This window comes from Clostridium intestinale, from assembly GCF_035905475.1.
GTDB lineage: Bacteria > Bacillota > Clostridia > Clostridiales > Clostridiaceae > Clostridium_T > Clostridium_T intestinale.
The window spans coordinates 2,524,694-2,539,099 of sequence record NZ_CP121166.1 but is presented as its reverse complement, the minus strand read 5'-3'; the positions used below and the strand labels follow the sequence as shown (position 1 = coordinate 2,539,099).

Genomic DNA, 14,406 nt, shown 5'->3' with positions numbered 1-14,406 from the left:
TCTATATGCCTAATTATGAGTTGTTTCTTTTTTTGGAACATGTTTCTATAATTTGGAAAATATATAATTAAATGTAAACATTTTTTATAATAGTAGTGTAAGCTTACAGAATAAAAGAGGGAGAATGGTGTAATGTTAAAAAAGATTTTAACAGGGGTATTGGCTTTAAGTATGGTTTTTACAAATGCCAACATAGCATTTGCAAAAGAAAACTCAGTAGTAGATAAAAATAACTACCAATCAAACGATGAATATTCCTATATAGTTTCAGCCACGTCAGGGAAAGTTATAAAGGTTGACGAAAATGGAGCATTAATTGACACGGTAGAAGAAACAGATGGAAATAAACTAGCGGATACAGCATTATTTACAATTAATAAATATGAACAAGTTAATCGAATACAAATAAGCAGAGTGGACAAACCAAATAATGTTTGGGTAAGTAACAATGGAAACTTATCAGCTAACGGCACAAAACAAAGTAATATTTCTGCTGGAAGCTGGGAAGGATTTCAAACAGAGATTATTGATGAAGGTTCAGGTTTATTAAGATTAAAGAATTTTGATGGAAAATATATTAATAAAGATGACAATAAGCTGGTTATTGGAACAAGCGATTCTAGCCAAGCAGAAAGCTTTTATATTATATCACCTAGATATAATGACACTACTGTATACATTGAGCATAAGCAATCAGGAAAGTATGTAAAAGCTGATGGAGTAAATGGGAATCCTATAACAGTTAATGGTGATAAAGCAGGAGATGTTATTGGAGACGAGTTGAGATTTTCCACATTATACGGGTCTTTTAATGAAGTACCTGTAATGAATTTTGTCTCTAAAGCTTTTAAAAATTTAGCATGGAAGTCTGGCGGTTCGGACTATGTTTTTCAAAATACAGATATAAAAGCAGGGGGATGGGAATCAATCATTGTTGTACCAAATGGAGATGGAACTATTTCCTTTAAAGATTCACAAAATAAGAGTTATATAACAGTAGCTGATCAAAAAATGAAACGAGGATATACAGGAGAATTAACAGATAATGAAAAATTCATAATACATGCTGTTACTCAGCCTAAGAAAGCTTCAAATGTAAGATTAATTAATTCTACAGGTGACTCATTAACTATTTCGTGGGATGGAGTTAATAACAGCATATACAGTGGCTATCAGGTTATAGCTATCAATAAGGCTACCTTGGAGCAAATTAAAAGCGAAGAAACTAATAAAACAGAGTTAACTATAAAGAATTTAACAGCTGGAACTAATTACACAATAAAGGTTCGTACTTTAAATGCTAATAGTCCATACTCTGAAAGCGAAAGTATAGATGTTCAAACTAAGAATGGTCCTGTACCAGCTAAGGCAACTGAATTAATTGTAAAAGAAAGTGATAAAGGAATTAACCTTTCTTGGAAAGCCGTTAATAATGCAACTAGTTATGATGTTTATCGTGCTAGAAGCGCTTATGATAAAGATGGTTATGTAAAAATTGGGGAAGGTATCACTGATACAAATTATGTAGATACTGCTGAAAATGAAGGAAAATACAATAACTATTATAAGATTGTCTCAAAAAATGAGAACGGAGAATCAGATTTATCAGATGAATATACTTCATTAGAAAAAGAATTATTTGGTGATAACATTATATTATTTTCACCTTTTGATGACACACAAAAAATAGACGAAGTTATAAAGAATATCTTTACACTACAAAACGATATTGAAAATAATGCACAATTTAATGAAAATCGTTTCTCAATTTACTTTAAACCTGGGGATTATACAAAAACAAAAACTATTCCTGTAGGTTATTATACACAGATTGCTGGACTTGGTAAAACTCCGTATGAAGTTAAACTTAATAATCTAGAAGTACCTTCTTATTTACCTAACAATAATGCAACCTGTAACTTCTGGAGATCAGTAGAAAACTTCTCAGTTATAAAGACTGGAGATAATACATCTTATTTTGGAGGATGGAGACCAGATCAATTTAACTGGTCAATAGCACAAGCAGCTCCAATGAGAAGAATTTATTCAGAACGTTCAGTTAGTTATGATTGGAACTATGGATGGGCAAGCGGTGGATATGTTGCTGATAGTATCATTGAAGGAACATCTGGTACTTATTCAGGTCAGCAATTCTACACAAGAAATTCTGAGATTACAGGAAGTGCATATGGAACAACTTTAAATGCATTTTATCAAGGGGTTATAGCTCCTAACCTACCAACAGCTGCAACTGGAGTAGAGTTATTAAACGGTAATGGATATAGCAACTGGGCAATTCCAACAGCTGATAATACCCAGCAAGTGGACACCAGTATTACGAATACTCCAGTAATTAAAGAAAAACCATTCTTATTCTTAGATGATGATGGAGAATATAAAATATTTGTTCCTTCACTTAATAAGGAAACAAAAGGAGTGTCATGGTCAAAAGATAGCATGGGTAGTGGAGAAGTTCTTTCTTTAGATGAATTCTATATAGCAAAAGAAGGAGATAATGCTTCTAAAATTAATAAGGAATTAGAAAATGGTAAAAATATATTCTTTACCCCAGGAGTTTATCATGCAGAAGAAGTTATTAAAGTGAATAAGGCTGATACTATACTTTTAGGCACAGGTATGGCATCAATTATTCCTGATAATGGTGAAACTGCTATGAAAGTAGAAGATGTAGATGGAGTTACATTAGCAGGATTAATATTTGATGCAGGAGAACACTCAAGATCATTACTAGTTGTTGGTGAACAAGGAGAGCATAAAGATCATTCATCAAATCCAACACTTTTAGCAGACCTATTCTTTAGAGTTGGTGGAACAACAGACAAATTAACTAAAGCAGATGATGCATTAATAATAAATAGTGATGATGTAATAGGTGATCATTTCTGGATATGGAGAGCTGACCATGGTGCAGGAGTAGCTTGGGATGGAAACAATTCATATCATGGATTAATAGTAAATGGTGATGATGTAACTTGTTATGCATTATTTAATGAACATTTCCAAGATTATGATACTTTATGGAATGGTGAAAATGGAGCAACCTACTTCTATCAAAATGAAAAAGCTTATGATCCAATAAGCCAAGAAGCATGGATGTCTCACAATGGAAAGGTAAAAGGCTACTCTGCATATAAAGTATCAAATAAGGTTAATACTCACTATGCTGTTGGACTTGGAATATACAATGTATTTATCTATACAGGACCAACTTATGACTCATCAGAAGTGCAGATAGAGCTAGAAAATGCTATAGAAGTTCCTAACAAGGAAGGTGTGGTTATAGAAAATGCGTGCATTCAAACATTTGCAAAAGCAGATGGAGTAATGCAAAAATTTAATCACATTATAAATGGAACTGGCGAAGGTGTAAGCAGCGGTATAGATAAAGAAACAGGTGAAATAGGAGAAGGTTGGTCACGTAAATTTATATTAAGTTACAAAAATGGAGAAGCTATCAGAGGATTTAATGGAAGCATAGTAGAGCAAGGATATCAGCCAACTAATGAATATAAAACAGATAAATCTAATTTAATAAAAGCAGTAGATTCAGCTAATGAAATTTTAGCTAATCTTGAAAAATATAAACCTTTAAGCATCAAAGGATTAGAAGATTTAGTTACTAAATCTAAACTTATAATTGATACAGAGGATTTTGAACAAGATGAAGTTGATAGAGTAGCAGCTGAGCTTCAAGATGGGATTTCAAAAGCTTCCTTAAAGGCAAATAAAGAGAAACTAGAAGCAACATTAAATAATGTAAAACAAATAAAGCTTGATATTTATACTAAAGCAAGCTCAAAAACATTAGTTGATTTAATAGAAAAATCTCAAGCCGTATTAAAAGATGATAATGTTGAACAAACAACAGTTGATGAATTAGAAACTAATATAAACTTAGCAATAAGCCAGCTTATAATTAAGGGGGATAAAAGTAAACTAAATGCAAAAATAGCAGAAGCAGAAGGGCTAAAGCAAGAGGATTACACAAGTGCAACTTGGGCTACTTTAAAAGAAGCTTTAACTAAAGCTAAGGATATAGTAGCTAATGAAGAGGCAGACCAAAAGATGGTTGATGAAGCTACAAGTAATTTAGATAAGGCAGTAGAAGGATTAATCAAGAAAACAGTCGATGAAGAACCTGGTAATGGCGGAAACAACGGGGGAACAGGTAATAATGGAAGCAACAACGGGAACCAGGGTAATTTACCTAAAACAGGCGGAATGAACCAATCTTATTTAATAGCATTAGGAGCATTAATCATGGCAACTGGAGCTATTCTTATAAAAAGAAGAAAAAAAGAAGTTTCAAGTAAATAAAGAGTTTTAAAGTAAAGGAGAAGCTTAATGCTTCTTCTTTTTTTATGCATAAGGTAATACATTTCATGTAAACGTAATAACAATCATTGATGGGTCATTTTCATTGAGATATAATTATTGTATAGGAAAATAAAGTAAGTAGATTTATCTGATGTCTAGCCACTGTAACACTCCCACTTCTTCAAGTGGTAGATAACAGTGGCACGACCACAGATAAGTTCAACTAAGATTCAGATGGAGATCAAACCCCACCTGAATCAAGTTTCACTTGATAAAATCAGATCAATATCTATTAGTTTGCCGGGGGGAGTAAATATGATTTTTGATCCTAAAAAAGTAAAGACATTAAATGACTTAGAAATAGTTGTGTATCAATATGTTGTAGATAATTTAGAAGAAGTATCAAAAATGACCATAAGAGAGCTATCAAATGTGTGTCATGTATCTCCATCAAGTATTCTACGTTGTTGCAATAAATTGGGTTTCTCTGGCTATGCCGAATTTAAGTATAAGATTAAACAAAAGGTTGATGAATACGACTCACAAGCAATTGAAGAGTTTTTTGATTTAGGTTCACATATAAAGGGGTTTTTAAAGGATGTAAATAAACAGGATTATAGAAAGGTTTTAAAACCTGCCATAGATATGATAGTAAATGCTCGTCATATAGCTTTCTCAGGAATAGGGACTAGCGGTATATTAGGAGAGTATGGAAGTAGATATTTTACAAACATGAAGATGAATGCCTACAGTATATCAGATCCCTTTTATCCAATTCCACCTAGAGGACTTGAAAACACCTTAGCCATAATTATTTCTGTATCAGGAGAAACCGTACAGATGATAGAGAAAGCTGAGGATTTTAAGAGATATGGAGCTAAGGTTCTAAGCATTACAAACAATGAAGAATCAACTTTAGCTAGAATTGCTGATTATAATTTGTCCTATTATATGCCAGAAGTGAAAAGCAAAGAAGAGACATACTTAAACCTAACAACTCAAGTTCCTGTTGTAACCTTAATTGAATTATTAGCCCATCAAGCTTATATAAGAATGAACAAAGAACAAGAAGATTAATTTTTCTTGTTTCTTTTTTTGGAATACGTTCCTAGGATTATGTAAAATGTATAAATTTATGTAAACATTTTTTATAATATAAGTGTAGGCTTACAGAAAAAAATATAGGAGGGAAGGATAATGTTAAAGAAATTTCTAACTGGAGTTTTGACCTTAAGCATGATTTTTACAAATGCTAATCTGGTATTTGCACAGGGGAACGCGGTAGTTGATAAAAATAACTACCAGGCTAATGACGCATATTCTTATATAGTTTCGGCAACCTCAGGAAAAGTCATAAGCGTTGCACAAGATGGCTCACTGCTTGAGAATGTTGATCAAACCAATGGAAATGACCTTGGAGACAATGCATTATTTACAGTCCAACAATACCAGGCTGTTAATCGTATTCAAATAAGCAGAGTGGATAATCCTAGTAATGTTTGGGTAAGCAACAATGGAAACCTATTAGCAAATGGTGCAAAACAAAGCGAGATGACAACAGGCAAGTGGGAAGGCTTTCAAACAGAAATAGTTGATGGAAGTTCAGGTTTATTAAGATTAAAGAATTTCGAAGGAAAGTATATAAATGTAGCTAACAACAAATTAACTATTGGTACAACCAGTTCAGATCAAGCAGAAAAATTCTATATAATTTCACCTAAATACAACGATGTTAGTGTATATATTGAACATAAACAATCAGGAAAATATATAAAAGCAGATGGGGTTAATGGTAATCCAATAAGGGTTACTGGAGAAAAAACAAATGGAGCAATTGGAGATGACCTAAGATTTTTCCCTTTGTATGGTTCATATGATGGGGTTCCAGTAATGAACTTTGTTTCTAAAGCATTTTCAAACCTAGCTTGGAAGTCAGGTGGAGCAGATGAAGTATTCCAAAATGCAGATGTAAAAGCATGGGGATGGGAATCCATAATAGTATCACCTAATGGAGATGGAACAGTATCCTTTAAAGATTCACAAAATGGCAGCTATATTACTGTAGTTGATCAAAAGATGAGAAGAGGCTACACAGGTGAGCTTACTAACAATGAAAAGTTTGTTATTCACTCAGTTACAAAACCAAAGATGGTTTCAAATGTACAAGCTTCTAATACAAACGACACATCATTCAATGTTTCTTGGAGCGGTGTTACTAATAGTATAATTACTGGATATAAGGTTGTTGTAATTAATAAAGCAACCTTGGCGCAAGTATTTAATAAAGAAACAAGTGGAACCTCACTAAACGTTACGAACTTAACACCTGGAACTAACTATACAGTAATGGTTAGTACAGTAAATGGAGATAGTCCACAATCTGAAAGTGTAAATATTGATGTTCAAACCACAAATGGTTCAGGACCAGTTACAACTAGTAATTTAAGTGTTAAGGAAGTTCAAGGAGGACTTCAGCTATCTTGGAAGGCAGTTAATGGAGCAAACAGCTATCAAATATATCGTGCTAGAAGTGCTTATGATAGAGATGGCTACAAGAAAATAGCAGAAGGAATCACTGGACTAACCTATACAGATACTAATATAAACTCAGGCAAGTACAATAACTACTACAAAGTTGTAGCTGTAAATTCAAATGGAGCATCAGGATTATCTGATGAATACACTTCTTTAGAAAAAGAGATGTTTGGTGAAAACATGATTTTCTTCTCTCCATTTGATGATATAGCAAACATTGACAAGGTAGTATTAGATATATTTAAGTTACAAAACGACATAGAAAAAGATGCACAATTTAATGAAAATCGTTTCTCACTTTACTTTAAACCAGGAGATTATACAAGCACAAGAACTATGCCTGTAGGATTTTATACTCAGGTTGCTGGACTAGGCAAAACCCCATATGATGTAAAATTAAACAATCTAGAGGTACCAGCATATTTAGCTAATAATAATGCAACCTGTAACTTCTGGAGATCAGTAGAGAACTTCTCAGTTATTAAAACTGGAGATAACAGCTCTTATTATGGAGGCTGGAGACCAGATCAATTTAACTGGGGAATAGCACAAGCAGCACCAATGAGAAGAATATACTCTCAGCGTCCAGTAAGCTATGACTGGAATTATGGATGGGCAAGCGGTGGATATGTTGCAGACAGTCTTATTGAAGGAGTTACAAGTGACGGTAACAGCTCAGGAACCTTCTCAGGACAACAATTCTATACAAGAAACTCGAATGTAACTGGAAAAGTATATGGAACAACCTTAAATGCCTTTTATCAAGGAGTTATTGCACCTAACTTACCAACAGCACAAACAGGAACTCAATTACTAAAAGGTAACGGCTATAGCAACTGGGCAATTCCAACCTCAGATAATCAACAACAAGTTAATACAAGTATTACAAACACTCCAAAAATAAAAGAAAAACCTTTCCTATTCTTAGATGATGATGGAGAATATAAAGTATTTGTTCCTTCACTTAAGACTAATAGTAGAGGAATTTCATGGTCTAGAACCAGTATGGGAACTGGTAACGTTGTTTCCTTAAATAACTTCTATATAGCAAAAGAAGGAGACACAGCTAGTAAAATAAATGGGCAATTAAGCAGCGGCAAAAATATATTCTTTACTCCTGGCGTATACCATGCAGAACAAGTAATAAATGTTAATAATCCAAACACTGTTGTTTTAGGAACTGGTATGGCATCAATTATTCCTGATAATGGAGATGCAGCTATGAAAATTGCTGACGTAGATGGAGTTACAGTAGCAGGATTAATATTTGATGCAGGAGCACACTCAAAAGCATTATTAGTAGTTGGACAAGATGGTGCAAATAAAGATCATTCATCAAATCCAACACTTTTATCAGATTTATTCTTTAGAGTAGGTGGAACAACAAGCAGCTTAACAAAAGCAGATGATGCTTTAATAATAAATAGTGATGATGTAATAGGAGATCACTTCTGGATATGGAGAGCAGACCATGGTGCAGGTGTAGCTTGGAATGGAAACACATCAAAACATGGATTAATAGTAAATGGTGATGATGTAACTAGCTATGCACTATTCAATGAACATTTCCAAGATTATGATACCCTATGGAACGGTGAAAATGGAGCAACTTACTTCTATCAAAATGAAAAGGCATATGATCCAATAAGCCAAGAAGCATGGATGTCCCACAATGGCACTGTAAAAGGCTACGCAGCTTATAAAGTAGCAAACAATGTAAATAACCACTATGCAGTAGGACTTGGAATCTACAACGTATTTATATACACAGGTCCAACCTATGATTCAACAGAAGTACAAATAGAACTTGAAAATGCAATTGAAGTACCAAACAAAGAAGGCGTAGTTGTAGAAAATGCCTGCATACAAACCTTCGCAAATGAAAATGCAGTAATGCAAAAATTTAATCACATCATAAATGGAACAGGTGAAGGCGTAAGCAGCGGTATCGACAAAGTAACAGGAGAAAAAGGAGAAGGCTGGTCACGTAAATTCATCCTAAGCTACAAAAATGGTAGAACTGTTAGAGGCTTCAACGGAAGCATAATAGAACAAGGATATCAGCCAACAAATGAATAAGAGTTAACATGAAGGAGTCTTAGGGCTTCTTCTTTTTTTAAAATAATACCTAATATTAAAATATTTTTTAGCCTTAGATTAGCGAATAAACTTAAGAAAAACCAATGTCTTTGAAGAATTAAACAATTAGAACCCGTAAAAATTTATATATTAACATAAATAAAAGTCTAAAATTAAATTATTACTAAAAACACTAAAACATTAATAATATGTTGAGAAAAAATAAACATTATATTACATATTGACACTAATACAAATATAATATTAAAATATTATCAAGACGTGAGTTTTAACTCACGAGATAGAAAGGGGGAGTTTATAATGGGATATAAGGGATTCGCAATTGATAAATATCTTGATGCAGAAAAAGTTACAAAAGAGCTGGATGAACTTATAAAAAAGCCAGTGCATTCAATAAAAAAAGAGTATTTAGATGAATATATAGAAGAATACTTTAATAAAAAATGTACTAAGTCAAAAGAAATGATTGATGAGGCAAAAAATATTATTCCAGGGGGAGTTCAGCATAATTTAGCATTTAACTATCCATTTCCAATTGTTATAACAAAGGCAGAAGGGGCAAAATTATATGATGTAGATGGAAACTGGTATTATGACCTTTTACAAGCAGGTGGACCAACTATACTTGGAAGCAATCCTCCTAAGGTTAGAGATCAGGTAATTGAACTTTTAAATACCTGTGGACCATCAACAGGACTTTTCCATGAATATGAATACAAGCTTGCAAAAAAAATATCTGACATGGTGCCATCAGTGGATATGTTCCGTATGTTAGGTTCAGGAACAGAAGCTTGTATGGTTGCAGCTCGTATTGCTAGACTTAAAACAGGGAAGAAAAACATCTTAAAAATGGGCGGAGCTTATCATGGATGGTCAGATCAGCTTGCCTATGGAATAAGAGTTCCAGGAACAAAGGGAATGATGTCAAAAGGGGTACCTGGTTTTGTATTTAAGCATACCGATGAATTTTTCCCTAATGATTTAAATGATTTAGAAAGAAAGCTTTGGAAAAATAAGTTCTATGGCGGAACAGCGGCAATATACATAGAACCAATGGGACCAGAAAGTGGGACAAGACCTGTATCTAAAGAATTTATTAAAGGAACAGAGGAATTAGCCCATAAATATGGAGCACTTTTGATATTTGATGAGGTTGTAACAGGATTTAGAATAGGTAACAGCGGAGCACAAGGGTATTTTGGTGTAGATCCTGACTTAACTGTGTTTGGAAAAATCATAGCAGGAGGATATCCAGGAGCTGGAGGAGTAGGTGGACACAAGGATTGTATGGCCTACCTAGGAGCAGGACTTGATTCTTCTGGTAAAAAAGTATCTAAGGCTATGTGTGGTGGAACCATGGCAGCAACCCCAATTTCTTGTGTAGCAGGATATGTTGCTCTTTCAGAAATAGAAAGTACAAATGCCTGTGAAAAAGCAGGACGTATGGGAGATAGACTTACAGCAGGACTTCAAAAATCAATAAAGAAATATAACCTACCATTTGTTGCATTTAATCAAGGATCAATCTGCCACTTAGACAATGCAGGAACCATGCACTTTAGTGTTAATCTAATGAAACCATGGAAGATTCCAAATGTATTAAAAGAAACTGGTATACGTCAAAAAGAAATGGAGCACATGGGAGCAGCATATATGGCTGAAGGAATAGTTACCCTAGCAGGTTCAAGACTTTATACAAGTGCCGCTTACACAGAAGAAATGGTTGATGATTTGTTAGTAAGATTTGATAGAGTATTCTCTAAGTGTGGACAGATTTAAAAAGGGGATTTAGCCTTGAAAGGAGGGTATTATGGCATATTCTATAAAAGAGGGTAAAGACTTAGTTATAAAGGCTGGTAAGATCTTAGTTCAGAGTGGACTTATTGCAAGAACTTGGGGAAATATTAGTGCAAGAATATCTGATACACAATTTGTTATAACACCAAGTGGTTTAGCTTACGAAAACCTAACCCCAGATGAGATAGTAGTTGTAAACATAGAAGACTGTTCTTATGAAGGAAATATTAAACCTTCAAGTGAAAAGGGAATTCATGCAGATGGTTATAGGTTAAGGAAAGATGTAAACTTCATTATTCATACCCATCAAGTAATGGCATCAGCTATTAGTATAGATGGAAAAAGTATAGAAGTTTATGATGAAGAATTTAAAAAAGTACTTGGAGAAAAAGTGCCTTGTGCAAGTTATGGAATGCCTTCCACAAAAAAACTTAGAAAAGCTGTTGAAAAAGTCATAAGTGAAAACAAAAGCAGCAACGCTGTTTTAATGAAATATCATGGAACAGTATGTTATGGAAAAGACTTAGAAGATGGATTTAATATTGCAGAAACTCTTGAAAAACTTTCAGAAGATAAGTTTAATAAGATATTTTCTGAGAAAGAGGAAACCATAAGTCTACTTAAGGATTATGGAAAAAGTTATCGTAAAGGGGTAAAATTCGTTCTAAATTATGAGGGGAAAACTGAGGAATATATAGTAGGAGAGGTAAAAGAGGAAGCTCCTAAGGTAGTAAAACTACATGAAGCTATATATAAACATAGCAAGGTGAATAATATTATTCATGGAAAAGAAGAAGCTATATTAAAAGTCTGCAGAGAGGGCCATGTGCTTAAGCCCTATCTTGATGACTTAGCTCAAATTGCTGGTGTAAATATAAAGTGTTTAAAAGATTCAGAAGATAATATAAAGAATATAGCTAAAGAATTAAAAAATAAAAATGCGATTTTAATAGAAGGAATAGGGGCTTTATGCACAGGAATAACAGAAAGTGAAGCAGAAGCTGTGGATATGGTGTTAAACAAAGGGTGTATAGCAGATATTTATGGAACCAAGTTAAATCCATCTCCTTTAGGCTCCCTAGATGCTAATATTCAACGCATTATATATGTAAAAAAATATTCAAAACAGAAAGATAAAGAGGTATAAAAGAAATGCTAAGAAAATTGACAGAAGAAAAAATAGAAGAAATTCTAGAAACAGGAATAGCAGAGTTTGCTGAAAAAGGTTTAGACAGAGCCAACGTTAATGTTATTGCAAAAAATGCAGGAATAAGTGTGGGAGTATTATATAAGTATTATGGAGATAAAGAAACCTTCTTCCTAGCTTGCCTTAGAAAAAGTCTTAATGTTTTAGAATCAGTCCTTAAAGAAGTAGTTGATAGTGAAGATAAGATTTTGGTTAGGGCTGAAAAAATGATACGTGCAGTACAGGCTTATTCAAGAAAACACAGCAACTATATAAATATGTATAACGAGATAACCTCAGGTGGAAGTAAAAAGTTTGCAGAGGTCCTTGCCAAGGAAATAGAAACAGTAACTTCAAAAGCCTATAGTGAATTAATAGAAAAAGCCATGAGAGATGGAGATATAAGAAGTGATATAAATCCTCGAATGTTTGCCTTTTTCTTTGATAATTTACTAACCATGATGCAGTTTTCCTATAGCTGTGATTACTACAAGGAAAGAATGAAGATTTTCTGTGGTGAAGATGTGGAAAATAGAGATGAAGAGATGATATCTCAGCTTCTTAAATTCCTAGAATCTGCATTTACTTTCAATCAATCAGAAGTTATACACAAATAATAATAGAATATTTATAAATCCTCCACAAATAACAATAGAAGAGGTTAAAATCTTCCACAAGTGAAAGTGAAAGTGAAAATTAAATAAATTGGGGTGCAATTGCACGAAAAGTAGGTGATGGTATGATATATGTAATTGCTTATGATATTGGGACAACTGGTGTAAAAACTTGCCTTTTTAGTATTGAGAAAAACATAGAATTAATAGCTCATGCCCACAAAGGATATAATCTTTATATGATGGAAAACGGCGGTGCTGAGCAAAACCAAGAAGAATGGTGGGAGGCTATGTGCTTAACCACCAAAAAGATATTTGAAAAAACCTCAATAGAACCTTCTGAAATATCAGGAATCTCCTTCTGCTCCCAAATGCAAGGGCTGGTGCTTGTAGATAAGGATGGAGAACCTGTAAGAAGACCTATGAGTTACATGGATCAAAGGGCAGAAAAAGAAATAAAAGAGTGTATGGGAAATGGTATTCAAGTATCAGGTGCAAATGTCTTTAAACTGGTAAGAAGTTTAATGATTTCAAGAGCTGCTTCAACAAGTGTAAAAGATCCTGTATGGAAATACAAATGGGTTCAGAATAACGAACCAGAGAAATTTAAAAAAGTGTACAAGTGGTTAGATGTAAAAGAATATCTCATAAATAAGTGTACAGGAGAATTCATAATGACTGAGGATTCAGCTTTCTCAACTCTTTTATATGACACAAGAAAAGACAAAGAAGGCTGGAGTCAAGCTTTATGCAAGATGAATGGGGTAGATATGAATCATCTGCCGAATATAATAAAGTCTACCGATATGGTAGGAGGGCTTAAGAAAAAGCCTGCTGAAGAATTAGGTTTAATAGAAGGAACCCCTGTATTTGGAGGAGGCGGAGATGCTTCATTAATAGGACTTGGAGCAGGTTGTGTTGAACTTGGAGATACTCACATATATTCTGGAACCTCTGGATGGGTTTCAACAGTTGTGGACAAGCAAAAGGTTGATATAAAAAGAATGATAGCCTCAATAGTAGGAGCACAAACAAGATATTATAACTACTTTGCAGAAATGGAGACAGCAGGGAAATGCCTTGAATGGGTGAAAGACCATCTAGCCTTAGATGAGATTGATATATATCTTGAGAAAAAGCAGATAATAGAAAGTGACGAGGCTATTTATAAAAGTCTATATGAGTATCTAATCAAAACCATAAATGAGATAGGACCAGGAGCAGGTGGAGTAATTTTTACACCTTGGCTACATGGAAATAGATGTCCCTTTGAAGATCCCAATGCCTCGGGAATGTTTTTTAATATAACCTTAGAAACAGGAAAAACAGAACTTATACGTGCTGTATTAGAAGGGATATGTTTTCACCTAAGGTGGATGCTTGAGGGACAGGAGGAGAAAATAAAAACCTCAAAAACAATTAGATTTGTTGGAGGGGGAGCCTTATCAGAAACCACAGCTCAGATATTAGCAGATATTACAGGGCATAAGATAGATATAGTAAAAAATCCTCAAAATGTAGGAGCAGTTGGAGCAGCAGCCTTAGTTGGGGTAGGACTTGGGGTTATCGAAGATTTAAAAGCCATAAAAAACTATATACCAGCAGTAAAAGTATTAGAACCTAATAAAGAAGCAAAAAAGATCTATGATAGAAACTTTGAAGTATTTAAAAGATTATACAAAACCAATAAAGATAATTTTAAGTATATTAGAAATAGTATTTAAAAGTAATTTATATGATACAATCACCTACAAAATGAAATATAAATTAGAAGACAATGGAGTCATCTTAAAATAGATGACTCCATTTTGCGTTTTGTAGGTGAAAAAATTAATA

7 protein-coding genes are annotated in these 14,406 nt (G+C 33.6%); all 7 read left to right on the top strand.

The genetic code is table 11. The annotated features are described in order from the left end of the window. Positions 1-132: 132 nt before the first annotated feature. Positions 133-4,338, top strand: coding sequence for a fibronectin type III domain-containing protein (locus tag P8F83_RS13155; protein WP_326511517.1), 4,206 nt, complete (start codon positions 133-135; stop codon positions 4,336-4,338). A gap of 315 nt (positions 4,339-4,653) precedes the next feature. Continuing rightward, the gene (locus P8F83_RS13150; protein ID WP_326511516.1) at positions 4,654-5,415 is read left to right on the top strand and encodes a MurR/RpiR family transcriptional regulator; all 762 of its coding nucleotides are present in this window, start codon (positions 4,654-4,656) and stop codon (positions 5,413-5,415) included. A gap of 120 nt (positions 5,416-5,535) precedes the next feature. Further along, positions 5,536-8,952 carry a fibronectin type III domain-containing protein gene (locus P8F83_RS13145; RefSeq protein ID WP_326511515.1) on the top strand — a complete coding sequence of 1,139 codons (3,417 nt, stop codon included), beginning with the start codon at positions 5,536-5,538 and terminating at the stop codon, positions 8,950-8,952. A gap of 321 nt (positions 8,953-9,273) precedes the next feature. Further along, positions 9,274-10,752, top strand: a complete 1,479-nt coding sequence (locus P8F83_RS13140) for an aspartate aminotransferase family protein (protein WP_326511514.1) — start codon at positions 9,274-9,276, stop codon at positions 10,750-10,752. A 31-nt stretch (positions 10,753-10,783) separates the two neighbouring features. Further along, positions 10,784-11,917 (top strand): class II aldolase/adducin family protein, encoded by a 1,134-nt coding sequence (locus P8F83_RS13135; protein ID WP_326511513.1) that lies wholly within the window; start codon positions 10,784-10,786, stop codon positions 11,915-11,917. Between the two features lie 5 nt (positions 11,918-11,922). Next, positions 11,923-12,573 carry a TetR/AcrR family transcriptional regulator gene (locus P8F83_RS13130; protein WP_326511512.1) on the top strand — a complete coding sequence of 217 codons (651 nt, stop codon included), beginning with the start codon at positions 11,923-11,925 and terminating at the stop codon, positions 12,571-12,573. Positions 12,574-12,695: 122 nt separating this feature from the next. Beyond that, positions 12,696-14,294 carry a xylulokinase gene (locus tag P8F83_RS13125; protein ID WP_326511511.1) on the top strand — a complete coding sequence of 533 codons (1,599 nt, stop codon included), beginning with the start codon at positions 12,696-12,698 and terminating at the stop codon, positions 14,292-14,294. Positions 14,295-14,406 lie beyond the last annotated feature (112 nt).

Excerpts from the sequence above, each read along its gene's own strand:
- P8F83_RS13140 (WP_326511514.1), top strand. The coding sequence starts at position 9,274 with ATGGGATATAAGGGATTCGCAATTGATAAATATCTTGATGCAGAAAAA.
- P8F83_RS13130 (WP_326511512.1), top strand. The coding sequence starts at position 11,923 with ATGCTAAGAAAATTGACAGAAGAAAAAATAGAAGAAATTCTAGAAACA.
- P8F83_RS13150 (WP_326511516.1), top strand. The coding sequence starts at position 4,654 with ATGATTTTTGATCCTAAAAAAGTAAAGACATTAAATGACTTAGAAATA.
- P8F83_RS13155 (WP_326511517.1), top strand. The coding sequence starts at position 133 with ATGTTAAAAAAGATTTTAACAGGGGTATTGGCTTTAAGTATGGTTTTT.
- P8F83_RS13135 (WP_326511513.1), top strand. The coding sequence starts at position 10,784 with ATGGCATATTCTATAAAAGAGGGTAAAGACTTAGTTATAAAGGCTGGT.
- P8F83_RS13125 (WP_326511511.1), top strand. The coding sequence starts at position 12,696 with ATGATATATGTAATTGCTTATGATATTGGGACAACTGGTGTAAAAACT.
- P8F83_RS13145 (WP_326511515.1), top strand. The coding sequence starts at position 5,536 with ATGTTAAAGAAATTTCTAACTGGAGTTTTGACCTTAAGCATGATTTTT.